23 protein-coding genes and 1 tRNA gene are annotated in these 26,046 nt (G+C 73.4%); 16 read left to right on the top strand and 8 right to left on the bottom strand.

Annotated features, from left to right (window positions below; translation table 11 throughout):
• The first annotated feature begins 164 nt into the window (after nucleotides 1-164).
• A complete protein-coding gene (locus ACWCXH_RS26095) occupies nucleotides 165-404 on the top strand; it encodes a hypothetical protein (RefSeq protein ID WP_449803905.1) in 240 nt (79 codons plus the stop codon).
• Nucleotides 405-464: 60 nt separating this feature from the next.
• On the opposite strand, the gene mscL is transcribed toward ACWCXH_RS26095, so the two are convergent.
• From mscL to ACWCXH_RS26075, 4 genes are all read right to left on the bottom strand, one after another.
• Nucleotides 465-884 carry a large conductance mechanosensitive channel protein MscL gene (gene mscL, locus ACWCXH_RS26090; protein WP_449803904.1) on the bottom strand — a complete coding sequence of 140 codons (420 nt, stop codon included), beginning with the start codon at nucleotides 882-884 and terminating at the stop codon, nucleotides 465-467.
• Between the two features lie 540 nt (nucleotides 885-1,424).
• A complete protein-coding gene (locus tag ACWCXH_RS26085) occupies nucleotides 1,425-1,733 on the bottom strand; it encodes an FmdB family zinc ribbon protein (protein ID WP_449803903.1) in 309 nt (102 codons plus the stop codon).
• A 146-nt stretch (nucleotides 1,734-1,879) separates the two neighbouring features.
• Nucleotides 1,880-3,223 carry an MFS transporter gene (locus ACWCXH_RS26080; RefSeq protein WP_449803902.1) on the bottom strand — a complete coding sequence of 448 codons (1,344 nt, stop codon included), beginning with the start codon at nucleotides 3,221-3,223 and terminating at the stop codon, nucleotides 1,880-1,882.
• Between the two features lie 325 nt (nucleotides 3,224-3,548).
• The gene (locus tag ACWCXH_RS26075) at nucleotides 3,549-5,033 is read right to left on the bottom strand and encodes a potassium/proton antiporter (protein ID WP_449803901.1); all 1,485 of its coding nucleotides are present in this window, start codon (nucleotides 5,031-5,033) and stop codon (nucleotides 3,549-3,551) included.
• Nucleotides 5,034-5,294: 261 nt separating this feature from the next.
• Between ACWCXH_RS26075 and ACWCXH_RS26070 the strand changes: the two genes are divergently transcribed.
• A complete protein-coding gene (locus ACWCXH_RS26070; RefSeq protein WP_449803900.1) occupies nucleotides 5,295-8,012 on the top strand; it encodes a penicillin acylase family protein in 2,718 nt (905 codons plus the stop codon).
• Between the two features lie 52 nt (nucleotides 8,013-8,064).
• On the opposite strand, the gene ACWCXH_RS26065 is transcribed toward ACWCXH_RS26070, so the two are convergent.
• Entirely contained in the window at nucleotides 8,065-8,640 is a 576-nt protein-coding gene (locus ACWCXH_RS26065; protein WP_449803899.1) for a 5-formyltetrahydrofolate cyclo-ligase, read from the bottom strand.
• Between the two features lie 83 nt (nucleotides 8,641-8,723).
• Here ACWCXH_RS26065 and ACWCXH_RS26060 point away from each other — a divergent pair, with 83 nt between their 5' ends.
• The 10 genes from ACWCXH_RS26060 to ACWCXH_RS26015 all read left to right on the top strand — a co-directional run bounded on the left by ACWCXH_RS26060 (nucleotide 8,724) and on the right by ACWCXH_RS26015 (nucleotide 18,299).
• Nucleotides 8,724-9,617 (top strand): GGDEF domain-containing protein, encoded by an 894-nt coding sequence (locus ACWCXH_RS26060; protein ID WP_449803898.1) that lies wholly within the window; start codon nucleotides 8,724-8,726, stop codon nucleotides 9,615-9,617.
• Between the two features lie 51 nt (nucleotides 9,618-9,668).
• Entirely contained in the window at nucleotides 9,669-10,589 is a 921-nt protein-coding gene (gene galU, locus ACWCXH_RS26055; RefSeq protein WP_449803897.1) for a UTP--glucose-1-phosphate uridylyltransferase GalU, read from the top strand.
• A 25-nt stretch (nucleotides 10,590-10,614) separates the two neighbouring features.
• The gene (gene glp / locus ACWCXH_RS26050) at nucleotides 10,615-11,958 is read left to right on the top strand and encodes a molybdotransferase-like divisome protein Glp (RefSeq protein ID WP_449803896.1); all 1,344 of its coding nucleotides are present in this window, start codon (nucleotides 10,615-10,617) and stop codon (nucleotides 11,956-11,958) included.
• 165 nt (nucleotides 11,959-12,123) lie between these two features.
• Nucleotides 12,124-12,564, top strand: coding sequence for a cyclic pyranopterin monophosphate synthase MoaC (moaC, locus tag ACWCXH_RS26045; protein WP_449803911.1), 441 nt, complete (start codon nucleotides 12,124-12,126; stop codon nucleotides 12,562-12,564).
• A 100-nt stretch (nucleotides 12,565-12,664) separates the two neighbouring features.
• Complete coding sequence (locus ACWCXH_RS26040; protein WP_449803895.1) at nucleotides 12,665-13,168, top strand: MogA/MoaB family molybdenum cofactor biosynthesis protein; 504 nt, start codon at nucleotides 12,665-12,667, stop codon at nucleotides 13,166-13,168.
• Between the two features lie 14 nt (nucleotides 13,169-13,182).
• Complete coding sequence (locus tag ACWCXH_RS26035) at nucleotides 13,183-13,791, top strand: GNAT family N-acetyltransferase (protein ID WP_449803894.1); 609 nt, start codon at nucleotides 13,183-13,185, stop codon at nucleotides 13,789-13,791.
• 150 nt (nucleotides 13,792-13,941) lie between these two features.
• Nucleotides 13,942-14,946, top strand: a complete 1,005-nt coding sequence (gene sepX / locus ACWCXH_RS26030) for a divisome protein SepX/GlpR (protein ID WP_449803893.1) — start codon at nucleotides 13,942-13,944, stop codon at nucleotides 14,944-14,946.
• Between the two features lie 82 nt (nucleotides 14,947-15,028).
• A tRNA-Ala gene (locus ACWCXH_RS26025) sits at nucleotides 15,029-15,102 on the top strand.
• Nucleotides 15,103-15,378: 276 nt separating this feature from the next.
• Entirely contained in the window at nucleotides 15,379-16,686 is a 1,308-nt protein-coding gene (locus ACWCXH_RS26020; protein WP_449803892.1) for a glycosyltransferase 87 family protein, read from the top strand.
• 2 nt (nucleotides 16,687-16,688) lie between these two features.
• Entirely contained in the window at nucleotides 16,689-18,299 is a 1,611-nt protein-coding gene (locus tag ACWCXH_RS26015) for a DUF2079 domain-containing protein (protein ID WP_449803891.1), read from the top strand.
• Between the two features lie 3 nt (nucleotides 18,300-18,302).
• Here the strand turns inward: ACWCXH_RS26015 and ACWCXH_RS26010 are convergent, their stop codons facing one another.
• The 3 genes from ACWCXH_RS26010 to ACWCXH_RS26000 form a co-directional block, all read right to left on the bottom strand.
• Nucleotides 18,303-18,734 (bottom strand): universal stress protein, encoded by a 432-nt coding sequence (locus ACWCXH_RS26010; protein ID WP_449803890.1) that lies wholly within the window; start codon nucleotides 18,732-18,734, stop codon nucleotides 18,303-18,305.
• Between the two features lie 72 nt (nucleotides 18,735-18,806).
• On the bottom strand, nucleotides 18,807-19,682 hold the full coding sequence (locus ACWCXH_RS26005) for a peptidase (protein ID WP_449803889.1): 876 nt from the start codon (nucleotides 19,680-19,682) through the stop codon (nucleotides 18,807-18,809).
• 2 nt (nucleotides 19,683-19,684) lie between these two features.
• Nucleotides 19,685-21,007, bottom strand: coding sequence for a VWA domain-containing protein (locus ACWCXH_RS26000; protein ID WP_449803910.1), 1,323 nt, complete (start codon nucleotides 21,005-21,007; stop codon nucleotides 19,685-19,687).
• A gap of 180 nt (nucleotides 21,008-21,187) precedes the next feature.
• Between ACWCXH_RS26000 and ACWCXH_RS25995 the strand changes: the two genes are divergently transcribed.
• The 4 genes from ACWCXH_RS25995 (at nucleotide 21,188) to ACWCXH_RS25980 (ending at nucleotide 25,942) form a co-directional block, all read left to right on the top strand.
• Complete coding sequence (locus ACWCXH_RS25995) at nucleotides 21,188-22,030, top strand: ATP-binding cassette domain-containing protein (protein WP_449803888.1); 843 nt, start codon at nucleotides 21,188-21,190, stop codon at nucleotides 22,028-22,030.
• A complete protein-coding gene (locus ACWCXH_RS25990; protein WP_449803887.1) occupies nucleotides 22,027-22,707 on the top strand; it encodes an ABC transporter in 681 nt (226 codons plus the stop codon). The genes ACWCXH_RS25995 and ACWCXH_RS25990 overlap by 4 nt, the downstream gene beginning before the upstream one ends.
• A 323-nt stretch (nucleotides 22,708-23,030) precedes the next feature.
• Nucleotides 23,031-24,431 carry an FtsW/RodA/SpoVE family cell cycle protein gene (locus ACWCXH_RS25985; protein WP_449803886.1) on the top strand — a complete coding sequence of 467 codons (1,401 nt, stop codon included), beginning with the start codon at nucleotides 23,031-23,033 and terminating at the stop codon, nucleotides 24,429-24,431.
• Nucleotides 24,431-25,942, top strand: coding sequence for a penicillin-binding transpeptidase domain-containing protein (locus ACWCXH_RS25980; protein WP_449803885.1), 1,512 nt, complete (start codon nucleotides 24,431-24,433; stop codon nucleotides 25,940-25,942). The genes ACWCXH_RS25985 and ACWCXH_RS25980 overlap by 1 nt, the downstream gene beginning before the upstream one ends.
• Nucleotides 25,943-26,046: the final 104 nt, after the last annotated feature.

Raw genomic sequence — 26,046 nt, 5'->3', positions numbered from 1 at the left:
GCGACCCGCGCCTCAACCGCAGCCAGTCGCTGGACCTGGCGTTCCTGGTGGCGGAGATGTACCGCGGCCAGTAGCCGTCGTGCCCGCATCCTGGCCCGGCGGGCTGCCGCGGACTCTTAGGCTGGAGGGACAGGACGACCGGGGCGAGCAGCGGGGTGAACAGGGTGAGCGAGCAGGGACGAGGGCAGGAACGGGTGGCACAGGAGCGGACGGCGCAGCGGCCGGAGGCCCAGGAGAAGGCGCAGGAGAAGGCCCGGGCCCAGGCGCGCCTCATCTTCGGCGACCCGCTGGACCGGCAGTCCCGGGACGACACCGACGCCGGCTGGGGCGACCGCCCCGGGGGCGGGGGCGGGCGGGGGCTGGACTGGTACCTGAGCCAGCGCCCGCCGCACCACGGGGACTGAGCGGAACGGCCTGGGCGGAACGGACTGGGCGGAACGGAGAGCGGGGGGCGGAGGCCGCCCTCAGCGCTGCGGGGCGACCAGGGCGTCGCGGATCTCGGTGAGCAGCTGGACCTCCTTGGCCTCGACCTCCTCCGTGACCTCGTCGGGGCTCTTGCGCTTGGCGGCCAGCCGGTTCATCGGCATGATCAGGACGAAGTAGACGACCGTCGCGGTGATCAGGAACTGGAGTACGGCGCTGAGCACCGAGCCCCACAGGACGAGGATCCCGGACGTGACCGCACCGGTGGCGCTCACCTCGCAGGGCCCCTTGAGGCAGGAACTGTACGCCGCCAGGTCCTTCGTCCCGAAAACACCGACGATCGGATTGATCACGCCCTTGACGAAGGCGTTGACGATGTTGGTGAAGGCCGCACCGATGACGACGGCGACGGCGAGTTCGACGACGTTTCCACGCAGCAGGAATTCCTTGAAGCCCTTCATGCCGCCTCGAACGACGAAGTCGTCGACCGGTTACGGGTGATCACCCGAAGCCCCGGATCGACAACCCGCCTGGCCCAGGGCGCCACTCGACGGCGGCGGCGATCCGGCTCGCGCGGGCCCGAGCGCGAGCGCCGCGGCCACCGCGAGCAGCACCAGCGCCGGCACCCCGGCCCGCCGCCGGACGGCGTGCCGCCAACGGTGCCAGCCGCCGGCCCCGCGCCGGATCGGCCGGAAGCTCGGCACCGCCCGGCGGGGCGGCACTGCGGGCGCGGGGAGTGGTACGGAACAGCTGAGGGCGTTCATCGGGAACCACCTCCGGGGTCGGCCGGTCTCTGGTGACCCCACGATGAGCGTCCGCGCCGAAAGGCGGAAGGCGTTATCCGCAGCCTGTGGAAAACCCGGCCCTGTGGACAACTTCGTCCACCCGTCCGAGCTGATCCGGCCCGTCGGCGGTGACGGGGCAAGTGAGGGCGAGGACGGCGAAAAGGCCCGCCGCCCTCGCGTGAAGCGGGGCAACGGGCCTTTCGCGGCGTGCTGGAGTCAGCTGGCGGCCGGAGCCGGGGAGGACGAACCCGAGGAGGACGAGCCCGTGGAGGACGACGTCGAGGCCGAGGACGACGAGGGCGACGTCGACGAGCCGGAGGACGAGGAGCTCACCGAGCTGCTGGAGGACGAGCGGCTGTCGGTCCGGTAGAAGCCGGAGCCCTTGAAGACCACGCCCACGGCCGAGAAGACCTTGCGCAGCTTCCCCTGGCAGTCGGGGCAGGTGGTCAGCGCGTCGTCGGTGAACTTCTGCACCGCCTCCAGGCCGTTGCCGCACTCGGTGCACTGGTACTGGTACGTGGGCACTTGTCTTCCTCCTGGCACTCGCGCCTGATGAGTGCTAACGATGGTCAATGATGCGGTATTCCGCTGGATGAGTCCAGCGACTCCGGTGTGACATGGGCCCGGTCCGGACGCCCGACGGCGTCGCTCCGGGGCCGCCCCGGCGCCCCTCAGCCCTTGGTGGCGCCCACCAGCTGGGGTTCGACGGCATCCGCGCCCGACCCCGCGACCACCGTGCTCGGCCCGCCCGACGGCGTCAGCAGGTGCCGCAGCGAGACCAGCGCCGTCAGCCCCAGCCCGGCGCCGATCGCCGGCACCAGGAACCCGGCCGACGGCCCGTGGCCGTCGATCAGCCGCCCGGCGACCATCGAGCCGACCGCCAGGCCGAGGCCGATGGCACCGGTCAGCCAGGTGAACGCCTCGGTCTTGGCACCGTCCGCGACCAGTGTCTCGACCAGGGTGTAACCGCTGATCAGGGTCGGCGCGATGGCCAGACCGCAGACCAGCCCCGCGATCGAGAGCGTGACCAGGTTGGGCATCGCCCACAGCGTCGAGCAGCCCAGCACCAGCAGCGTGTAGCTGATGACCATCCGCTGCTGCACCGCGCGCCGCCAGGCGATCGCGCCGTAGAGCGCACCGGCCACCATCGAGCCGCCGGCGAAGATCCCGTACACGGTGCCGGCGGCGGCGTGCTGACCGACCGAGTCGGCGAAGGCGTTGACCGAGACCTGCATGCCGCCGAACACGGCACCCACCCCGAGGATGGCCCCGGCCAGCAGCCGGACGCCGGGCGAGGCGAGTGCGGAGACGCGCTGCGCCCCGGGCCGCGGCAGGATCCGGGCGGGCGCGGTGCGGCGCTGGGCGGCGAAGACCAGGCCGCCGGCGAAGGTCAGCGCGGCCTCCGCGATCAGGCTCGCGGAGGGGTTGACCGAGGTGGCGATCTTGGCGGCCAGGATCGGGCCGACCACGAAGGTGAACTCGTCCGTCACGGACTCGAACGCGAACGCGGTGCTCACCTTGGCGGCCGAGGAGGCGGACGCGCCCTCGGCGCTGAGCTTGGCCACCCAGCGGGCCCGGACCATCGCGCCGATCTGCGGCACGCTCGCGCCGGCCGGGACGGCGGCCAGGAACAGGCTCCAGGCCGGCGCGTGGCCGTTCGCCAGCGTGATCAGCGCGGCGACCGAGACGGCGTGCACGAGGACGGTCGGGACGAGGACGGTGGCCTGCCCGTAGCGGTCCGCGAACCGGCCGGTCTGCGGGCCGATCAGGGCCTGGGCGACGGCGGCGACCGCTGAGACCGTGCCGGCCGTGCCCCACGAGCCCCCGGTGCCCGTGACGAGCATCAGGATGCCCATGCTGAGCATCGCGTAGGGCAGCCGCGCGACGAACGCGGGTGCCAGGAACGTCCAGGCACCCGGCGTGCGCAGCAGCGCGCCGTATCCGACGCGCGCGGGTGCGGCGTCCGGAGCGGTGCGGGTGTCCGTGGAGTCGTCGACCGTTCGGCGGGCCGTCACGGTCGTCCTTCCTGCTGCCTGGTAGCGCGGCAAGGGCATGGGGTGGCCCCGACGGCGCCGAGAGTCGTCCTCTCGCGCGTCGACCGGGGTAGATACCGGGCCGCTCCGGCGTGTTGCCGAGAGCCGGGCCGCAGCCGCCGAGCGGTCGCGCCAACTCTGCATCAGGCAGATACTGGGTTGGTCAAAACGATGGTTCGGCCAGCATACAGTTACGCGCGTAGATGAGCCAGGCCCAGCCATCCCACCAGGCAGAAGCGGCCCGCGAGCCCCCCGAGCCCCGCGAGCCCCCCGAGCCCCGCCGAGGCCCCCGAGGCCCGCGGACACCTCACTTCCCGGACAGCCACCCCGCGAGCTTGCCGCCCTTGTCCACGGCCCGCAGCCGCTGCTCCGCCGCCTCGCCGACCTCGTCCGTCGTGACCACGAGCAGCTCGTCACTGCCGCGCAGCACCGTCGCCTTGTCCGGCACGAAGGAGTTCCCCTCCCGCACGACCAGCGTGACCGCCGCCCCCTTGGGCAGCCGCAGCTCGCCGACCTCCACCCCGGACATCCGGGACGCGGGGGAGAGCGCGACCGACAGCAGGTGGCCGTGCAGCTTCTCCAGCGGCGCGGACTCGATGTCGAGGTCCTGGCCCATCGCACCCTCGCCGATCCGCAGCTGCCTGGCCACCCAGGGCAGGGTCGGACCCTGGAGCAGGGTGAAGACGACGACCAGGATGAAGACGATGTTGAACACGTCCTCGGCCTTGCGCGCGCCCGAGACCACCGGGATGGTGGCGAGCACGATGGGTACCGCCCCGCGCAGTCCGGCCCAGCTCAGCAGGGCCTGCTCCTTCGCGGGCACCCGGAACGGCGTCAGCGCGAGCACCACCGAGAGCGGCCGCGCGAGGAACACCAGCACCGCGCCGACGACCAGCGCCGGGATCACCGAGTCGCCCATCGTCTCGGGCGTGCACAGCAGGCCGAGCAGGACGAACATCCCGATCTGCCCGATCCAGGCCAGGCCGTCCGCGAAGCCGCGCACCGCCGGGCCGTGCGGCAGTTTGGCGTTGCCGAGGATCACCGCGCTGATGTAGACGGCGAGGAAGCCGGAGCCGTGCAGCAGCGCGCCGCCCGCGTAGGCGAGCACGGTCAGCGCCATGACGGCGATCGGGTAGAGGCCGGAGGACGGCAGGGCGACGTGCTTGATCCCGAACGCGCCGAGCTTGCCGACCGCGAGGCCGACCGCCGCGCCGATCGCGAGCTCGGCGACGATCGTGGCGATCAGGACGTACCAGGAGTCCAGCTCGCCGGCGGTGGCGAAGGCGACGACCAGGATGACGACGGGCGCGTCGTTGAAGCCGGACTCGGCCTCCAGCAGGCCGGTGAGCCGGTGCGGCAGCGGGACCATCCGCAGGACGGAGAAGACGGCCGCGGCGTCGGTGGAGGAGACGATCGCGCCGAGCAGCATCGAGGTGCGCCAGTCCAGCCCGACCAGCCAGTGCGCGCCCGCGGCGGTGACGAACACGCTCACCCCGACGCCGGCGGTGGCGAGCACGGTGGCCGCCGGCATCACCGGCTTGACCTCTCTCCAGCTGGTCTTCAGGCCGCCCTCGGCCAGGATCACCACGAGGGCCGCGTAGCCGAGCACCTGGGTGAGCTCGGCGTTGTTGAAGGTGATGCCGATGCCGTCCTGGCCGAGGGCGACACCGATGCCGAGGTAGACGAGGAGGCTGGGTAGCCCTGATCGGGTCGATATCCGCACGGCGACCACCGCGACCAGGAGGATCGCGGAGAACTCGAGAAGCAGCTGGTTCAGGTGGTCGACGTTCACGCAGGGGCACCTCGGGCAGGCTGGGGGCGGGCGGGGTGTCTCGTAGTGCGGGACCCGTCAAGAAGCCGTCAATACTCCTCTTGCGGATCGTTACTCATTCTAACATTTTGCCATATCTTTAGTCGGTCTCCTCGCGCAGCCGCCGTTCCGAGCCGTCCCCGTGCACGCCGTCCCACGGACTCGGCCTAATGTGGTGCCCTGTCACGGCCGAAGGCCCTGGACACCCCGCCCGCCCCGAAGTCGAGGACCGCAAGGACCCAGATGCCCCGCTCGAAGAAGTTCCGGCGCGCCCGTCTGATCGTGATCGTGCTGGTCGTGCTGCTGGTGGCCGGCGTCGGCTACGGCGGCTACCGCGGGACCGCCGCGGTCCGCGCGTCCTTCCCGACGGTCGACGGCACCGTGAAGGTGGCGGGCCTGAGCGCCCCGGTCGACGTCAAGCGGGACGCCAACGGCATCCCGCAGCTCTATGCCGACACCGCCGAGGACCTCTTCCGCGCCCAGGGCTACGTCCAGGCGCAGGACCGCTTCTGGGAGATGGACGTCCGCCGGCACATCACCGCCGGCCGCCTCTCCGAGATGTTCGGCGACTCCCAGGTCGACACCGACGCCTTCATCCGCACCATGGGCTGGCGGCAGGTGGCGCAGAAGGAGTTCGACACCAAGCTGTCGCCGGAGACCAAGAAGTACCTGCAGGCGTACTCCGACGGCGTCAACGCCTGGCTGGCCGAGCACCCCGGCGGGGAGAAGGCCTCGGTGGAGTACACGATGCTGGGCGTCGTCAACGGCGGCTACAAGCCCGAGCAGTGGACCCCGGTCGACTCGGTGGCCTGGCTCAAGGCGATGGCCTGGAACCTCTCCGGGAACCTCCAGGAGGAGATCGACCGCTCGCTGCTGGCCCAGGACTTCAGCCCCGACAAGATCGCCGAGCTGTACCCGGACTACCCGTACGGCCGCAACGGCACGATCGTGAAGACCGGCACGGTCGCGGGCGACACCTACCGCCCGGCCGACGGCTCCACGCAGCCGGGCCCCGGCACCGCCGCCGCCACCGCGCAGGGCGCGGCCACCACCAAGGCGCTCCTCCAGGGCCTCACCGACCGGGTCGACGCGATGCCGCAGCTGCTCGGCCGTCCGGGCCAGGGCATCGGTTCCAACTCCTGGGTGGTGGCCGGCACGCACACCACGACCGGCAAGCCGCTGATGGCCAACGACCCGCACCTCGGCCCCGGCCTGCCCTCGGTCTGGTACCAGATGGGCCTGCACTGCCGCACCGCCTCGCCGGCCTGCCAGTTCGACGTCACCGGCTTCACCTTCGCGGGCATGCCCGGTGCGGTGATCGGCCACAACAAGGACATCGCCTGGGGCTTCACCAACCTCGGCGCCGACGTCACCGACCTGTACCTGGAGAAGGTCACCGGCCCGGACACCTACCAGGTGGACGGCAAGGACACGAAGTTCGACCTCCGCAAGGAGACCATCAAGGTCGCCGGCGGCGAGGACCGCACCATCACCGTCCGCACCACCCAGACCGGCGCCCCGCTCATCTCCGACCAGAGCACCGAGCAGCAGAACGTCGGCAAGTACGCCCCGAACGGCACCGCCGCACCCGACCGCGGCACCGGCGGTTACGGCGTCGCCCTGCAGTGGACCGCGCTCAGCCCCGGCAACACCATGGACGCCGTCTTCGGGCTGGACAAGGCGAAGAACTGGGACGACTTCCGGACCGCCGCCAAGGACTTCGCCGTTCCCGCGCAGAACCTGATCTACGCCGACGCCAGGAACATCGGCTACCAGGCCCCCGGCGTCATCCCGGTCCGCGGCAAGGGCGACGGCACCATGCCGGCCCCCGGCTGGGACTCCTCCTACCAGTGGAAGGGCTCGGTCCCCTTCAACGCCCTGCCGTGGAGCCTCAACCCGTCCTCCGGCTACATCGTCACCGCCAACCAGGCCGTGGTGGACCCGACGTACAAGTACAGCCTGACCAAGGACTGGGAGTACGGCACCCGGGCCAAGGAGATCACCGACCAGATCGAGGGCCTGCTCAAGAACAACGGCAAGATCTCGCCGGACGACATGCAGACCCTGCAGCTGGACAACACCGGCATCATGGCCAAGACGCTCGTCCCGCTGCTGCTCAAGCAGCAGATCGACGACCCGTACGTGCGCGAGGCCCAGGACCTCCTGAAGGACTGGAACTACCACCAGGACGCCGACTCGGCAGCCGCCGCGTACTACAACGCGGTCTGGCGCCAACTGCTCACCCTCGCGTTCGGCCAGAAGTTCCCGGCCGACATCCGGGCCAAGGGCAACTGCCTGCTGGTGCGCCAGCAGGACGACCCGACCAAGCCGGACAGTTCCAGCAAGATCGTCACCGAGTGCGGCACCCGCGACCCGAGCAAGGCCCAGCCGGACGGCGGGGACCGCTGGACCGAGGTCGTGCGCCAGCAGCTGGACAAGCCCGACAGCTCGTGGTGGACGTACATCGACTCGCAGCACAAGGAGCAGAAGGGCCTGGACAACCTGCTCCAGGAGGCGATGAAGAACGCCCGGCAGGAGCTCACCTCGCTGCTCAGCAAGGACGTCTCCACCTGGAGCTGGGGCCGCCTGCACAAGCTGACGCTGCGCGAGCAGACCATGGGCACCGACGACTCGTCGATCGCCTCCGGCCTCGTGCACAAGCTGCTCAACCGTGGCCCGTACCGCCTCTCCGGCAGTTCGGCGGCGGTCGACGCGGCGGGCTGGAACGCGGCGGCCGGCTACCAGGTGGACTGGATCCCGTCGATGCGCATGGTCGTCGACCTGAGCGACTTCGACTCCTCGCGCTGGGTCAACGTCGGCGGCGCCTCCGGCCACGCCTTCCACGAGAACTACAACGACCAGACCGACCTCTGGCTCAAGGGCAAGCTGCTGACCTGGGCCTACACGCCGGACGCGGTCGAGAAGGCGACCAAGCACAAGCTGGTCCTGACCAACGGCTGATGCCTTGAGGGAAGGCGGCCCCGCTCGCACGGCGAGCGGGGCCGCCGCCGTCTCACCCGAGCGAGTGCCGCCCCGACGGCGTGACCGCCACGTCCACCGGACGGTCGTGCGCCTCGGCCGGCACCTCCGCCAGCAGCTCGTGCTCGTACAGCAGCACCGCCAGTACCGGCCGTGCCCCGGCCCGCTCCAGGCGGGCCAGCACCCGGTCGTAGCTGCCGCCACCGCGGCCCAGCCGCAGCCCGCGCCGGTCCACCGCCAGCCCCGGCAGCAGCACCACCGACGCCCGCACGACGGCCTCCGGCCCCAGCCGCGGCCCGACCGGCTCCAGCAGCCCGCGCCCGGCCGGGACCAGTGCATCCGCGCCCTCGTACGCCGCCCAGTCCAGGTCGTTGTCGGCCAGCAGGACGGGCAGCAGCACCCGCACGCCCCTCGCCCGCAGCGCGTCCAGCAGCGGCCCCGTCCCCGGCTCGGCGCCGACCGAGACGTACGCGGCGACCGTGGCACCCGGTGCGGCCAGCCCACCGGCGTGCGCGGCCAGTGCGCGCGCCGCCTTCGCGCGCTGTTCCCCGGTGAGTGCGCGGCGATCGGCCAGCAGCCGTGTCCTCAGCCCGCTCTTCTCGTTGTGCATGGGATCTCCCCGGATCTCCTCAGCTCTCCTCCACGGCTTCCGCCTCCGACGGGCAGAGCCTGACACGCGAAAGGGCGCCCCGATTGCCCACCCCGCTGCTGGTCCACACCCTGGCCGCGCTGAGCGTCCCCGCGCTGGCCGGCACCGCCGTGCTCGGCCTGCGGCTGCGCCGGGCGCACGGCGAGGCCGCCGACCGGGAGGCGCTGCTGCACGAGCGGGTCGCCGAGCTTGAGGGCCGCTGCGCCGAGCTGGAGCGCACCGCCTCCTGCGACCCGCTCACCGGAGTGTGGAACTACCGGCACCTCCAGCTCACCCTGGACCGCGAACTCGAGCGGGCCCGCCGCGCCGAGCACGCCGACCAGCAGGTCGGGCCGCGCCCGCTGGCCGTGCTGCTGCTGGAGATCGCCGGCTTCGACGCGATCGTCGCCGAGCACGGGCGGGCGCGGGCCGGCGCGGTGCTGCGCGACCTCGCCCAGCGGCTCGCGATGGAGATCCGCCGGGCCGACACCCTCGGCCGGTACAGCGGCGAGGAGTTCCTGGTGATCCTGCCCGACACCGGCGCCGAGGGCGCCGCGCAGGTCGCCGAACGGCTGGTCTGGTCGGTGCGCCGGCACCTGCTGCTCGACTGGTCCTCCGGCCCGCGCGAGCCCCGCCCGGCGCGCGGCAACGGCCTCACCGCCGCTGTCGGCGTGGCCGTGCTCCCCGAGGACGGCACCCACGCCGCCGTCCTGCTCCGGGCCGCCGACCGGGCGCTCGCCGAGGCCCGCTCGGCGGGCGGCGACTGCTGGCGCGGAAGCCTGCCGGCCGGGCGCCGCGCACCCGTCGCTTCCGGCACGCAGGACGGCCCGACTGCCGAACGTGACCGTTCGGGAAAGCCGGGTAGTCTGTCGCCCTGTGCCGGCGGGGACCCCCTCGTCCAGCCGGTCATTTCCCAGACGCCTGCCACCGTGGCCGGCCCCGGCGACGGGCTCCCCTAGTCGTCCGACCGCGCCCGGACGGGTGAAAACGTGCCTTAGTAAGGTTTACGCATGACGACGACCAACACTCGAATTCCGGTAACCAAGGCCGTGGTACCCGCGGCCGGACTGGGCACCCGCTTCCTCCCGGCCACCAAGGCCACGCCGAAGGAAATGCTGCCCGTCGTCGACAAGCCGGCGATCCAGTACGTCGTCGAGGAGGCCGCCGCCGCCGGGCTGTCCGACATACTGATGGTCACCGGCCGCAACAAGCGCGCGCTGGAGGACCACTTCGACCGTGCCTACGAGCTGGAGGAGCTGCTCGCCCGCAAGGGCGACGAGGACCGCCTGCGCCGCGTCCGCGAGTCCGTCGAACTGGCCAACATGCACTACGTCCGCCAGGGCGACCCGAAGGGCCTCGGCCACGCCGTCTCGGTCGCCGAGCAGCACGTCGCCGGCCAGCCGTTCGCCGTCCTGCTCGGCGACGACCTGATCGACCCGCGCGACCCGCTGCTGGCCCGCATGATCGAGGTCCAGCAGGAGCTCGGCGGCTCGGTCGTCGCCCTCATGGAGGTCGATCCCTCCCAGATCCACCTGTACGGCTGCGCCGCCGTCAAGGCGAACGGCTTCGGCGAGGACGTCTTCCAGGTGACCGACCTGATCGAGAAGCCCGACACCGCCGACGCCCCGTCGAACTACGCCGTCATCGGCCGCTACGTCCTCGACCCGTCCGTCTTCGACGTGCTGCGCGAGACCCCGCCCGGCCGCGGCGGCGAGATCCAGCTCACCGACGCCCTGCGCGAGCTGACCACCCGCGACCCGGAGTCCGGCGGCCAGGTGCACGGCGTCCTCTTCAAGGGCCGCCGCTACGACACCGGCGACCGCGCGGACTACCTGCGCGCCATCGTCCGACTGGCCTCCGAGCGCGAGGACCTGGGCCCGGAGTTCCGCTCCTGGCTGCGGGAGTTCGTCGCCTCCGAGCTGCAGGACTGACACACCGACAGAGAGCGAGCCGCCGATGACCGGGTCCGAGCACAGCCACAGCGCCGCCGCAGCCTGCTGCGACGCCGCCGCGGACCCGGCGCCGGCGGCTGCGCGGCTCTGGACCGTCGACGAGCACCTCGCCGACGTCCTCGCCTCCGTCGCCCCGCTGCCCGCCATCGAGCTCGGCCTGCTCGACGCCCGCGGCTGCCGGCTCGACGAGGACGTGCTCGCGGCCGGCGACCTGCCGCCCTTCGACAACAGCTCGATGGACGGCTACGCCCTCCGCACCGCCGACACCACCCGCGCCACCGCCGAGTACCCCTCGGTGCTCGCCGTGGTCGGCGACATCGCGGCCGGCGCCGGCGAGCTGCCCCGGGTCGGGCCGGGCCAGGCCGCCCGGATCATGACCGGCGCCCCCGTCCCGCCCGGCGCCGAGGCCGTCGCCCCGGTCGAGTGGACCGACGGCGGCACCGGCACCGGAGAGGCGGCCGACGCGATGACCGCGGCCGTCGAGGACGAGGAGGTCCGGGTCCTGCGCCCGGTCGCCGAGGGCGCCCACATCCGCCGCCGCGGCAGCGACGTCGCGGCCGGCTCGCGCGTCCTGGAGGCCGGCACCCGGCTCGGCCCCACCCAGCTCGGCCTGCTCGCCGCGATCGGCCGGGCCACCGTGAAGGTCCGCCCCCGCCCCCGGGTCGTCGTGCTGTCCACCGGCAGCGAGCTGGTCCAGCCCGGTGAGCCCGTCGGCCCCGGGCAGATCCCCGACTCCAACAGCTTCACCCTCACCGCCGCGGCCCAGGAGGCCGGCGCCATCGCCTACCGGGTCGGCGGGGTCCCGGACGACGCCGCCCGGCTGCGCGCCGTCCTGGAGGACCAGCTCGGTCGCGCCGACCTCATCGTCACCAGCGGCGGCGTCAGCGTCGGCGCGTACGACGTGGTCAAGGAGGTCTTCGAGTCCTACGGCGCAGCCGCCGATGTCGACTTCCGGCGGCTGCGGATGCAGCCAGGCAAGCCGCAGGGCTTCGGCCGGATCGGCGGCGCGGACGGCGTGCCGCTGCTCGCCCTGCCCGGCAACCCGGTCAGCGCCTACATCTCCTTCGAGCTGTTCGTCCGGCCGGTCATCCGCACCATGCTCGGCGCCCCCGACATCCACCGCCCGGTGGTCCGCGCGCTCTGCCCGTCGGCGCTGCGCTCCCCCGTAGGGCGGCGGCAGTTCCTGCGCGGGCGGTACGCGGCGGACGGCACGGTCGAGCCGGTCGGCGGCGCCGAGTCCCACCTGGTCGGCGCGCTGGCGCTGGCGAACTGCCTGATCACCGTCCCCGAGGACGTCACCGAGCTGCCCGCCGGCAGCGAGGTGGACGTAGTCCTGCTCGACGCGTGAGGCTCCCGGGGCCCGTCCCGTCCCGTGATCCGGCCCCTCCCACGCGGCGGGGCGGGGGAGCTGTACGGTAGCGCGGTATTCGATCTGCGCGCCCCTGGAGCCCCCGTGACGACACCTCCCCCCGGCGACCGCCTCACCCACGTCGACGACCAGGGCGCGGCCCGGATGGTCGACGTCTCCGAGAAGGCCACCACCGCGCGCACCGCCGTCGCGGCCGGCCGGGTCCGAGTCTCCCCGAAGGTGGTCGAACTGCTGCGCGGCGAGGGCGTACCCAAGGGCGACGCCCTCGCGGTCGCCCGCATCGCCGGGATCATGGGCGCCAAGAAGACGCCCGACCTGATCCCGCTCTGCCACCCGATCGCCGTCTCCGGCGTGAAGGTCGACCTCGCCGTCGCGGACGACGCGGTCGAGATCACCGCCACCGTGCGGACCGCCGACCGCACCGGCGTCGAGATGGAGGCGCTGACCTCCGTCACGGTAGCCGCGCTGACCCTCATCGACATGGTCAAGGCGGTGGACAAGGGCGCCACCATCGAGTCCGTCCGGGTGCTCAGCAAGACCGGCGGCAAGAGCGGCGACTGGTCCGCCCCGGAGGCGGCGCAGTGAGCGAGCGACGGGGGTGCCCCCGGCCGGAGGCTGGGGGAGAGCGAACCATCGAGAGGTGCGGGTTGCGCGAAGCGCCTGCCGAGCGAAGCGAGGTGGGCGCATGAAGGCGTTGGCGGTGACCGTCTCCAACCGCGCCTCGGCGGGCGTCTACGAGGACAAGGGCGGCCCGCTGCTGGTCGCCGGACTGACCGCGATGGGCTTCACCGCGGACGGCCCCCGGGTCGTCCCCGACGGCGAGCCGGTCGAGGCCGCCCTGCGCGAGGCCGTCGCGGCCGGCTACGACGTCGTGCTGACCACCGGCGGCACCGGCATCTCGCCGATGGACCTCACCCCCGAGATGACCGCCCGGGTGATCGACCGGCAGGTCCCCGGCATCGCCGAGGCGATCCGCGCGTACGGCCGCGACAGGGTGGCGACCTCGGCCCTCTCCCGCGGGCTGGCCGGCCTCGCCGGACGTACCCTGATCGTCAACCTGCCGGGGTCGACCGGCGGCGTCCGGGACGGCCTCGCCGTCCTGGAGCCGCTGCTCGCCCACGCCGTCGACCAGCTCGGCGGCGGGGACCACCCCCGGCCCGACGACGCGGCACCCGGGAGAGCGCACTGAACGCCGGCTGGCCGGTGGAGCTCCACGCGGGGGACGTCGCGCTGCGCCCGATCCGGGCCCGCGACCAGCGCGAGTGGCAGGAGGTCAGCCGCCGCAACCGGGACTGGCTGCGCCGCTGGGAGGCCACCGTGCCGCCCGGACCGGCCGGCCAGGCCGCCGGGCCGCGCCCGACCTTCCGGCAGATGGTCCGCTTCCTGCGCGGTGAGGCCTCGGCCGGGCGGATGCTGCCCTTCGTCGTGCTCTACAAGGGCCGGCTGGTCGGGCAGCTGACCGTCGGCGGCATCACGTGGGGCTCGATGTGCTCGGCCAACGTCGGCTACTGGGTCGACGAGGCGGTGGCCGGCCGGGGCATCATGCCCACCGCCGTGGCGCTTTCGGTCAACCACTGTTTCCGCAACCTCGGGCTGCACCGGATCGAGGTCTGCATCCGACCGGAGAACGGCCCGAGCCGCCGGGTGGTGGAAAAACTCGGCTTCCGTCCGGAGGGAATGCGCCCGCGCTATCTCCACATCGACGGTGACTGGCGCGACCACCTCGTGTACGCGCTGACCGCCGAGGAGGTTCCCGAGGGGATGCTGGAGCGTTGGCGGGAGCTCAGTTCCGCTGCCGAGCCCGATAATTGAATACATGTTCGAATCAAATATCGATATGGCATCACCGCGGCGACGGACGGGCACAAATACCGTCAAAATAGTCGGAGAATCAGCTTGATCACACGACACGCCGCGCCAAATTGCTGCCAGGCCTTCCCCGTCGCCCGTACGGTGTGAATCGTGAGCAGTAGCGGCCTTATCTACGCCGTCATCGTAGGGGCCTGGGCCGCCTATCTGGTGCCCATGTGGCTTCGCAGGCAGGACGAACTCAACGAGGCGCGCCCGACGGAACGCTTCAGCACCGCCATCCGCCTGCTGGCCGGGCGTTCGGCGCTGGAACGGCGGGTGGCCCGGGCCCTGGGCGACGAACCGCGTGACGGCGAGCAGAGCAGCGACGGCCCTCCCGCACGGGACGAGGCCGTCTCCGGCGACCCCGCGGACCGGGAACCGGAGCCCTTGGCGGAGCGCCCCGAGCGGCCGGCCCCCGAGCAGCAGGCCGGGGCGGAGCGCCGGGCGCTCCTGCTGGCCCGCCGGCGCCGGATGGTCACCGTCCTCTTCCTGGCCTTCGCGCTCGGCGCGGTGGTCGCGGCGGTGGCCGGACTGGCCTTCCTGTGGGTGCCGGCCGTCCCGGCGGTCCTCCTGACCCTCTACATCGGCCACCTGCGCAAGCTGGAGCGCCAGCGGTACGAGGTGAAGCTCGACCGGGTCCGCGCCGCGCAGGCCGCCGATCGGCTGCGCAAGCGCGAGCAGCAGCGCACCGAGGCCCGGGTGTCCGAGGACGCGGAGACCGCGGTCGTCGCCCCTCCCGAGCCGGTGGCCCCGGCCGCCGAGCCGGGCGCCGCCCGCCGTCCGCACCTGCGGCTGGCCACCGATCCCGAGGAGGCCCCGGCCGGCGTGCCGTCGGCCTCGGCGCTGGCGGAGGCGGAGGCGACCGAGCACGAGGAGTGGGTCGACGGCATGCGCGAGCGCGGCGCCGCCGGCCCGGACTCCTGGGAGCCGGTGCCCGTCCCGCTGCCGACCTACGTGACGGCACCGGTCGCCCCGCGGGTCTCCCGCGGCCTCGACCTGTCGGCGCCGGGCACGTGGACCGCCGGGCGTCCGACGGAGTCGCGCAACACCCCGCTCTTCGACCAGTACGCCGAGCCCCCGGCCCCCGAGTCCCGCCCGCGCGCCGCCAACGAGTGACCGGCCGCGGCCCCCGACCGGCACCGTGATCCGGAGGGTGGTCACGGACCCCCTCCGAAAGGTGCTAGAGTTCTTTCTCGTTGGGGCTGTGGCGCAGTCCGGTAGCGCACCTCGTTCGCATCGAGGGGGTCAGGGGTTCGAATCCCCTCAGCTCCACCCAACAAGGGCCCCGCCCGGTCGGTAAGACCGGGCGGGGCTTCTGCGTTGTGGGGGCGCGGGGGTCAACTCCCCGCAGGGGCAGGTGTTCTGGCGATCGGTCGGGTCTCGGAATCGCGCTGTGAAGAAGGTCACATGATCCGCCGGAGGGCTGCGCGCGGGCGGTGGCGGGAGCGGGCCGAGCCACGGTCCGGCCTCGGAGGGGTCGGTTATGGTGGGTTGGCCCAGACGCTGACGAGGGAACGATCTGGTCTATCTCAACGGGGTGCCGTCGCGGTGCGCGAGTTCGGTCTGAAACGGTGGGCACGGCAGACGGACGCGGAGGACCGCGGCGCCACCCAAGCCCCCGGGAGACCGGCTCGGAGCACGATCGTCGCGGGCTGCGTCGCGGCGCTCTCCCTGGCGGTGTACGCCGTCGTGCGGCACTTCCACGGTCAGACCATGGTCGACATGCTCGTCTACCGGGCCGAGGGCGCCGCCGTCGTGCACGGCCAGGACCTGTACGCGATGCGGCTGCCCGGCTGGGACCTGCCCGCCACGTACCCGCCGTTCGCGGCGATGCTCTTCGTGCCGAGCACCTGGTTCGACGTGAGCACGCTGCGCGTCCTGGTGCAGTTCGTCAACCTCGGCCTGCTGGCGCTCGCCGCCCACCTCTCCTTCCGGCTGGTCGGCCGGCCCGCCGCACGGCACCGTGCGGCCGCCGTTCTCCTCGCGACCGGATTCGGCGTCTGGCTGGAGCCGGTCTTCACCACGCTCCAGTACGGGCAGGTCAACCTGGGCATCCTGTGCCTGGTCCTGTGGGACCTGACCCGCCCGGACCGCAGCCGCGCCAAGGGCGTGGGCATCGGTCTGGCCACGGCCATCAAGATCACCCCGGGTCTCTTCGCGGTGTACCTGCTGCTGACCGGCCGGATCAGGGCCGCGCTGGTCGCCGGGGGCGCCTTCGTGGCGGCCGGACTGGTCGGCTGGCTCGTGCTGCCCGACGCGTCCTTCGGGTTCTGGACGAAGTACCTGTGGGACCCGAGCCGGGTCGGGGTCACCGTCATCGCCGACAACCAGTCGCTGCGGGGTGCCGTCTGCCGGCTGCTCAGCAGCAACGAGCCCGGCCCCGTCGGGCTGGCCGCCTGTGCGGCCGTCGGCGTCCTCGGCCTCGCCGTCGCCGTCCTGGCCGGGCGCTCCCGCTCCCTGCGGCGCGCCGACGTGTGGGGCGCCCTGTGCACCGCGTTCACCGCGCTCCTGGTGTCGCCGATCAGCTGGACCCACCATTGGGTGTGGTGCATCCCCCTGCTCGCCCTGCTGGCCGTGGAGGCCAGGACCACGGCGCGGCGGGTGCTGCTCGGGGTGGCGCTGGTGGTGTTCCTCTCGCACGCGATGTGGACCGTGCCGCACCGCTGGGGACTCGGCGTCGCCTGGTACTGGCAGCTGCCCTCCTCGGTCTACGCGCCGTTCGGCATCGCCCTCCTGGTCGTCGTGGCGCTGCGGCTGAACCGCCTGCGCAGCCGGGTCGACCTCGGGGCCGAGGCGGACGCGGTGCTCCGCCGCGCCGAGATCCCGGCGGACGCGGCCCTGACGAAGCAGGCGTGACCATGGCCATCGACACCCGGTCCACGACACCGGCCCCCGCCGAGGCGCCGAGCGCCCGCATACGGTCGGCGCTGCTCGGCACCCCGGCCCGGCGCACCGTGCTGCTCAGCGCCCTCTGCTTCGCCGTCATGTGCGCCATCGGCATGCAGGGCTGGACCTCGGTCGCGCTCGGCGGCTTCGACCTCGGCATCTTCGACCAGGGCATCCGGGGCTACGCCCACTTCGGGCTGCCCGTCTCGACGCTGAAGAGCTACCACCACGAGTTCCCGCCGGGCTTCTCGCTCCTGGGCGACCACTTCTCGCCCGTCCTCGCGCTGCTCGCCCCGCTGTACTGGATCTGGGACGACCCGCGGTCGCTGATCATCGGGCAGGCCCTGCTCTTCGCGGCCGGGGTGCCGCTGATCCGGCGGATCGCCGTGCACTGCTTCGCCGGCACCGACGCGGCCACCGCCCGGCGCGCCGCCGACCTGGCCGGCATCGCCCACGCCCTCGGGTGGCCGCTGCTGGTCGCCTCCCGGGTGGGCTTCCACGAGGTCGCCTTCGCCGTGCCGCTGACCCTGCTGATGCTGGAGCGCGGCCTGGCGCGCAGGTACTGGACGGTGGCCCTGGCCGCCGTCCTGCTGTGCTGCACCAAGGAAGACCTCGGCCTGATGGTGGGCGCGTACGGGCTCGTCCTGCTGCTGCGCCTGCGCGGCTCGGGGGACCGTGCCGGCCGGTGCACCGGCATCGGGCTGCTGGTGGGCGGACCGCTCGCCTCGGCCGTCGCGATCAAGTGGCTGATCCCGGCGATGGGCGGCGAGCCGGGCTACTACTGGAACTACGGCTCGATCGGCAACGACGCCGGGGACGCCCTGCACAAACTGCTGGGCAACCCGCTCCTGCTGGTCCAGGCGGCCTTCGACCAGCCGCTGAAGCCACTGCTGCTGCTCTGGCTCTTCGGCACGATGTTCCTGCTGCCGCTGCGCTCCGCGACCGTCCTGTGCGCGGTGCCGCTGCTGGCCGAGCGGATCCTCTCCAGCAACCCCAACCACTGGTCGATCGCCCGCCACTACGACTCCATGCTGTGGCCGATCCTGCTCACCGCGGCCATCGAGGTGGTCGGCCGGCTGATGGCCGAGGAGCGCACCGCGCGGCGGGCCCGCGTGCTGGGCCTGGCCGCGGCCGGCTGCGCGCTGGTCGCCGCCGTGCCGCTGGGGCTCGCGCAGCTCGCCGTGCCGTCGTCCTGGCAGCCCAAGGCGAGCGAGGCCGCGCTCGTCCGGGCGGCCGCGCTCATCCCGGACGGCGCGTCGGTGGAGGCGGACAACCAGATCGCGCCGCGGCTGACCGCCCGGACGGACGTGGTGCTGGTGGACGGCACCCCGCGCGGGCGCGAGTACGTGCTCACCCGGTCGAACAAGCGGTCGTTCCCGTTCGAGACGGACAAGCAGCAGGCCGAGCGCATCCAGCTGCTGCTGGACCACGGGTACCGGCAGATCTGGGCCGAGGACGGTGTGGTCCTGCTGCACCGGGAGGGCACCGCGCCGATCCCCGGCGAGCACGTGCCGGGCAAGGACAGCAAGCCGGTCCAGGACAAGGTGCCGTCGGACGTGGGCCACAACCTGTTCCGCGGCTGACGCTCAGGCCCGGACGACCACCACGGTGCACGCGGCGTGGTGGACGCAGTACTGGGTGACGGTGCCGAGCGGGGCACCGGGCGGGTCATGGCGGCCGCGGTTGCCGACGACCAGGGCGGCGGCCCCCTCGGCGGCGGCCACCAGGGCGGGGCCGGGCGCCCCGGCGGCGAGGTGGCGGCGGACGGTGGGGCCGGTCGGGCAGGCGGCCAGCGTCTCGTCGAGGATCTCGGCGGCGCGGCGCTCGGGCCCGAAGCCGTCCAGGGCGGGCGGGACGAGGCCGCGCTCGCCGTACAGGCAGGGGAAGTCCCAGACGGTGACCGCCTCCAGCGGGGCGCCGGTGAGGCCGGCCAGGCGGGCCGCCCAGCGGACGGCGGCGCGTGAGGGCGGGGAGCCGTCCACGCCGACCACGATCCTGCCGTCGGGCTGCCGGACCATGCCTCCACCGTAGGACGGCCGAGGGCCGGCCGGAACGGGTGTCCGGCCGGCCCTCGGGAAGGGGGTGGTGCGTCAGAGGCGCTCGGAGCCCGCGTACGGGCCGGGCTGGTGGGTGCCGCCCTGCGGCGGCACGGAGCCGTAGCGGCCCGGTCGGCGGCCGCGCGGGTGGCGGGTCAGGTGGTAGCCGAGGACGCCGGCGATGGCGGCCAGGGCGCCGCCGCCGATGGTCCAGTACCAGCGGCTGTTCCAGCCGGAGAACCAGCCGGTGTACCAGTGCTCCTCCTGCTGCACCGGGGCCGCCGCCTTGGCGGTGCTCGCGCCGCCGCCGGCCGGCGGGACGAGCGGCGCCTTGAGCTCGCCGCCCTCCGGCTGGGCGTTGTCGGCGTTGCCCTTGGTGGCGACGTGCAGCTGGACAGAGGCGGGGAGGCCGAGGTCCGGCTGCGGGACGTCGGTGACCGCGAGCTTCACGTAGTACGTGCCGGGCAGCGGGTCGCCGGACCACGGCTCGGCCCAGGTGCGGACCTCGCGCAGGGTGCAGCTCAGGGCGAGCGAGGTGGTGTTCTGGTCGCCGGTCGCGTCCTGGGTGCCGGCGGTGCAGGCCTGGCGGCGGCGCAGCCCGTCGAAGACCTCGACGGCCCAGGTCTGCGAGTCGTGCCGGTCCTTGCCGGGGGCGAGGTTGACGGTCACGGAGACCGTCGGGGTCTGGCCCTCGGCGGCGCCGAACGCCCAGTACAGGTAGTCGCCGGTGGAGGCGGCGACGTTGGCGTCCTGGCCGGGGGAGAGGTTGACGGCGGTCAGGAAGGAGGTGCCGGCCTTGGTCGCCGGGGCCGCGGTGCCGCTCGCGCTCGGCGAGGGGGACGGCGAGGCGGCGGAGGCCGCCGGGGCGGCCAGCGCGAGGGCGGGGAGGAGGGCTGCGGCGGCGAGGATGCCGCGGAGAGTCCTACGCATGATCAGTTCTCCCGCCAGACAGCGATTCGCCAGCGGGCGATCCAGCCGGACACCAGGCCGGTCAGCAGGCCGGCACCGGTGAGGGTGAGCAGCAGGATCCAGCCGCGGCCGAGGCCCATCGCCGCGCCCTCGGGGGCGGGGGAGGCGGAGGCCAGGTCGACGGTCAGCTCCACCGGCAGGCCGGGGTCGGCCTGGACGCCGGGCTGCGGGGCCAGCGAGTTGCTGACGACCAGGCAGACCGTGGTCGTCGGCTTCTCGCTCGGTGAGGCGGTGGGCTTCGTGGTGACGTAGCCCTTGGAGTCGTCGGTGGACCAGCGCAGGCCGGTGGAGACCACGTCGTTGCGGCCGTTGTCCGCGTCGGTGCCGCGGACCAGCTCCTGGCCGGTCGTGCTGGTGGCCTGGAGCAGGACGCCGTAGTCCCGGGCGACCGCCCGGTCCAGGGACACGCTGACCGAGGCGCGCAGCTCCTGGCCGGACTTGACCGGGACCTTGTAGACGCGGTGCTCGGAGAACTTCTCGCGGTCGCTGTAGACGCCGGGGGCGAGGACGGGGGCGTTGTCGCACTTGTCGGTGCCGGCGGTCTTGACCGGGTTGACGGTGTAGGTGTCGTCGCTGCGGTCGATCAGCTGCTTCACCTTGTTGGTGAGCTGGTCCTGGCTGCGGACGTCGGTGTAGGTGCCACCGGTCGCGCTGGCGATGCAGAGCAGCTGCTGGCGGGTCTTGTCGTCGTGGGCGAGACCGAGGGTGTCGACGACCAGGTGGATGCCCTGGGCGGCGAGTTCGCGGGCCACGTCGCACGGGTCCGGCGGGGCGCAGTCGTCCTCGCCGTCGGTGATCAGGACGATCCGGCGGGTCGCGTCGCCCTTGCCGAGGTCCTGGGCGGCGCCGCGCAGCGCCAGGCCGATCGGGGTGAAGCCGGTGGGGCGCAGGGTGGCCACCGCGGTCTTGGCCTCGACCTTGTTGGTCTTGCCGACCGGGAAGAGCTGCTTGGTGTCCTGGCAGCCGACCGTCTTGTCGGTGCCGGGGTAGGTCGCGCCGAGCGTGCGGATGCCGAAGTCGGTCTCCGCGGGCAGGGCGTCGATCACCTCGTCGATGGACTGCTGGGCCACCGAGATGCGGCTCTTGCCCTGGATGTCGGCGGCGTTCATGGAACCGCTGACATCGAGGATCAGGTCGACCTTGGGGGCCTCCTGGGGAGCCGGGGCGGAGCCGCCCGAGGGTTCGTCGGCGTGGGCGGGCAGGCCGAGCAGCAGCGAGGCGCCCGTTATCGCCGCGGCGGCGAGCAGGCTGCCCAGCCTGGTCGTTGGTCGTCGTCGTCCGGTAATCACGCGGCCGATCCTAGGGATCATCAGTTCGCCATGGCCAAACGAGTCCGCAACGTGACGGTGCGCAACCCCGCGTGAACTCCCGCGCGCGGGTGGGGTTTCGCGGGCGCCGGGCTCACGCGGCGCTTATGCGCGGCGGTTAGCCTTCCCTGCGGACCGGACGGGTGGCGAGGGGGCGCGGTGGAGCTGACGGACGTCGGGAAGCGGTACGGGCGGGGCGGGCGGTGGGTCCTGCGCGGGGTCGACCTGGCCGTCCGGCCGGGGGAGTTGGTGCGGATCGCCGGGGCGAACGGGACGGGCAAGTCGACGCTGCTCAAACTGGCCGCGGGGATCGAGCGGCCGAGCACCGGGCGGGTGGTGCGGCCGGGGACGGCGGCGTACGTACCGGAACGGTTCCCGCCGGCGCTGCCGTTCGACGCGGCCGCGTACCTGCTGCGGGTCGGCCGGGTGCACGGGCTGCCGGCCGCGGAGGCGCGGCGCAGGGCGGGGGAGTGGCTGGAGCGGTTCGGCATCGCGGACCGGGCGGGCACCCCGCTGAGCCGGCTGTCGAAGGGCACCTGTCAGAAGGTCGCGGTCGCACAGGCGCTGCTGGCCGAGGCACGGGTGCTGCTCCTGGACGAGGCCTGGACCGGACTCGACCCGGCGGCCCGGACGGTGCTCGACGAGGCCGCCGCCGAGCGGGCGGCGCGCGGCGGCGCCGTGCTGTTCGTCGACCACGACCCGGCGCGCCTGGCCGGGCTGACCACGGCCGCGTACCAGGTCGGCGCGGACGGCGGGCTGCGGCGCGCGCAGGATCCGGCCGTCCGGACGGGCGGCCCGCTGATGGAGGTGGAGGTGGACGTCCCGGACGGCGATCCGCTGCCCGCCCGGCTGCCCGGCGCGCCGGAGCTCGCCGCGCTGGCGGGGACGGCGGTACGGCTCACGGTGTCGGCGGCGCACTCGGACGCGCTGCTGCGCAGCCTGCTGACCGGCCGTCCGGCCGTGAGCGTGCTGGCCGTCCGGCGTCGGGAGGGGGAGCGATGAGGCAGGTCGGGGCGCTGACCCGGTACCACCTGGAGCTGCTGCTGCGCGGGCACGCCTGGCTGCCGCCGTTCCTGGCGTACACCCTGCTGCTGGTACTGGAGGTGACGGCGGGCGATCCGCTGTTGGGGGACCTCGGCTACGGCGCGGCCGTGCTGGTGCCGGTGTGCGCGTGGTACGTCCGCAGCACGCTGAACGCCGAGCCGCCGGCCTCGCGGGCGTGCCTGGTCGCGGCGGCGGGGCCGGCCCGGGCCCAGCTGGGTGCGCTGCTGGCGGCGCTGACGGTGGGGCTGGTGCTGGCGGTGGGTGAGGTGGCGGGGCTCTGGTGGGCGAGCGGGCCGGTGGCGAACCCGAACGTGGATCAGCCGCCGGTCGGGGCGGCGCTGCTGGCCGGCCTGCTGACCTCGGTGGTCTGCGTCCTGCTGGGGGTGCTGGTCGGGGCGCTGTGCAACCGGCCGGTGCTCGCACGGGCGCAGTACGGCATCCCGGCGGCGCTGGCGCTCGCGACGGCGCTGCTGGTGGCGCCCGGTGTTCCGGCGAACACGGCGGTGCGCGGCCTGGTCGCCGCCGCCCGGACCGGCCGGGTCGGCGCGCCGTGGCTCGAACTGTTGTCGGCCGCCGGGCTGCTGGTGGCGGTGGCGGTGGGTTCGGCGGCGCTGGCCGGGCGGCGACCGGAGTGAGCCGGCACCGGCGGTGAGTCAGCGATTCGGGACAATGACGGACACACCGCAAAGAAGAGCCGATAGATATGGATAGCGCTCGTTAGGGTGACGAACCGGGGCGAAGGCGCCGGCACCCGGCCGGCACGTCCGGCTCGTTGGAAGGACCCGAAGTGAGCAACCTGTTCGCGATCGCCTGCCCGGACCTCGCCACCGCCGAGGCGGTGCGGGCGCGGACCGCGCCGGCCTCCGCCTAGTACACCCGTTCACGGGGCGGGCCGCTCCCCGGCCCGCCCCGCCCGGCATCCCCACTCCCAGGACGGTCCGTGGCGACACCCTCCGCCGTGACCAGAACCGCCGCCCGACCGGGGCCGACCCGGCGCACCACCGAGCTCGTGCTGGTGCTGGCCGCCGTGCTGATCGCCGTGTTCGGCTACGTCGAGGTCGGCGTCAACCTGGACGGCACGGTGCCCGCCGACGCCGCCGGGTACGGCGTCGCGCTCGGCGTGCTCGCCCTGTCGGCGCACGCCGTCGTCCGGTGGCGGGCGCGGTACGCGGACCCGCTGCTGCTGCCGATCGCGGTGCTGCTCAACGGGATCGGGCTGGTGGTGATCTACCGGCTCGACCGGGCGACCCCCGGCCCGGGCGCGGCTCCCACCCAGCTGCTGTGGTCCGGCCTCGGGATGGCGCTGTTCACCGCGGTGCTCCTGGTGGTGCGCGACCACCGGCGGATCCGCCGGTACGCCTACCTGGGCGCACTGGCCGCGCTCGTCCTCCTGGTGCTGCCGATCTTCTTCCCGCCGGTGTACGGCTCGCGGATCTGGATCGTCCTCGGGCCGCTCTCCTTCCAGCCGGGGGAGTTCGCCAAGATCCTCCTGGCGGTCTTCTTCGCCGCCTACCTGGCCGTGCACCGGGACGCCCTCGCGCTCACCGGGCGGCAGGTCTGGCGCTGGCAGCTGCCGCGCGGGCGGGTGCTCGGGCCGGTGCTGCTGATCTGGGCCGCGTCCGTCGGCGTCCTGGTGCTGGAGACGGACCTCGGGACGTCGCTGCTGTACTTCGGGCTGTTCGTCGTGATGCTGTACGTCGCGACCGCGCGCACCGGGTGGATCGCGATCGGGCTGGGGCTGGCGGCCGTCGGCGCGGTGACGGTGGGCTGGTTCGAGGGGCACGTGCGCAGCCGGGTGGCGGACTGGCTGGACCCGCTCGGCTCGATCGCGGCGGGCAAGGGCGCCAACCAGATCGCCCAGTCGCTGTTCGCCTTCGCGTGGGGCGGGGAGCTGGGGACGGGCCTCGGCAACGGGCACTCGGCGCTGATCGGCTTCGCCGCCAAGTCCGACTTCATCCTCGCGACGATCGGTGAGGAACTCGGCCTGGCCGGGCTGGTCGCGGTGTTCCTGCTGTACGCGCTGCTGGTCTCGCGCGGGTTCCGGACGGGCATCACGCTGCGCGACCCGTTCGGGCGGCTGCTGGCGATCGGGCTGGCCGCGATCGTCGCCCTGCAGGTGTTCGTGGTGGCCGGCGGGGTGCTCGCGCTGATCCCGCTGACCGGGATGACGCTGCCGTTCGTCGCCCAGGGCGGCTCGTCGGTGGTCACCAACTGGATCATCGTCGCGCTGTTGGTGAGGATGAGCGAGCGCAGCGAGCGAATCGATGACGGGCGCGCGTGCCGCGAAGCGCCCGGTGAAGCGAAGCGAGCCGGACGCATGAGCGACACCGCCCGCGGGCCGGTCAAGGGGGACGCCTGATGGCGCGCGTCCGGCCTCCCCGGGGGAACGGGCCGCAGGGGCTACCGGGCATCTCCGTCACCGGCCGCCGCGCCGGCACCTTCTGCCTGCTGCTGATCGCGGCGCTGTGCGTCCAGGCCACCCGGGTGCAGGTCTTCGAGGCGAAGGACCTCGACCACAACAGCGCCAACCAGCGGCTCACCATCGAGCGGTACACGCAGCCGCGCGGGAACATCCTGGTCGGCGCGGACGCCGTCACCGGGTCGGCGCCCACCGGCGGCCGGTACGACTACAAGCGCACCTACACCGACGGCCCGACGTACGCGGCGGTCACCGGCTTCGCCTCGCAGGCGTACGGCAACACCCAGCTGGAGGGGATCGAGGACGACCTGCTGACCGGCACCGACAGCCGCCTGGCCGGCTGGGCGGTGTGGGACGCCGTCGCGCGGAAGCAGAACCCCGGCGGGGACGTCCACACCACGCTCGACCGGGCCGCCCAGGAGGCGGCGGTGCGCGGGCTCGGCGACCAGAAGGGCGCGGTCGCCGCGATCGAGCCGGCCACCGGGCGGATCCTGGCGCTGGCCAGCACACCCTCCTACGACCCCGGGAGCTTCGCCGGCTCCGCCTCGGCCGACCAGATCGCCTGGAACCGGCTGCAGACCGACCCCGACCAGCCGATGCTCAACCGGGCGCTGCGCCAGACCTACCCGCCCGGCTCGGCCTTCAAGGTGGTGACGGCCGCCGCCGCGCTGGCGGGCGGGGTGGTCACCGACATCAACGCGCCGACCGGCGCGCCCTTCCCGTACGTCATGCCCGGGACGACCACGCCGCTGGTCAACGACACCCCGGCCTGCGACCGGCCGGGACAGTCGCTGGACACCGCGATGGCCTACAGCTGCAACAGCGTGCTCGGCTACCTCGGCGTGCGGACCGGGCTGGACGCGATGGTGGCGATGGCCGGGAACTTCGGCTTCAACGACGCCCGGCTCGACATGCCGGTGCGGCCGTCCCGCTCCAACTTCGACACCACGATGAACCCGTCGCAGCTGGCGCTCTCCTCGATCGGGCAGTTCGACACGGCCGCGACCCCGCTGGTGATGGCGATGGTCGCGGCCGGGGTCGCCAACAACGGGACCGTGATGCGTCCACAGCTTGTGGACAAGCTGACGAAGAGCGACGGGGCGACGGTGCAGCTGATGAAGCCGGCCGTCTACAAACGGGCGATGGCGCCCGAGGTGGCCGCGCAGGTGCAGAGGCTCATGACGGACGTGGTGGACAACGGCACCGGGCGGGGCGCCCGGATCGGGGGTGCGGTGGTCGGCGGGAAGACCGGCACCGCCGAGCACGGGGTGGACAACAGCGGGACGCCGTACGCGTGGTTCATCGCCTGGGCCAGGCCGGCCGGTTCGGACAAGGTGCCGCCGGTGGCGGTCGCCGTGGTGATCGCGGACAGTGACGCGACGGACGTCACCGGTGGCGCGCTGGCGGCGCCGGTCGCCCGTTCGGTCATGCAGGCGGTGCTCGGGCGGTGAGGGGCGGCACCTCGACCAGGGCCGCTGAGCTGCTGCTTTACCTGCCCTATAGAAGATCCGCCGCGTGCGAAGTGTCCGGTTTGTGATGCCTTATTCGCCGATTC

This window comes from Kitasatospora sp. NPDC001660 (assembly GCF_053596725.1).
Note: the sequence above shows the minus strand (reverse complement) of the source record. Positions and strands in the feature narration are given on the sequence as shown.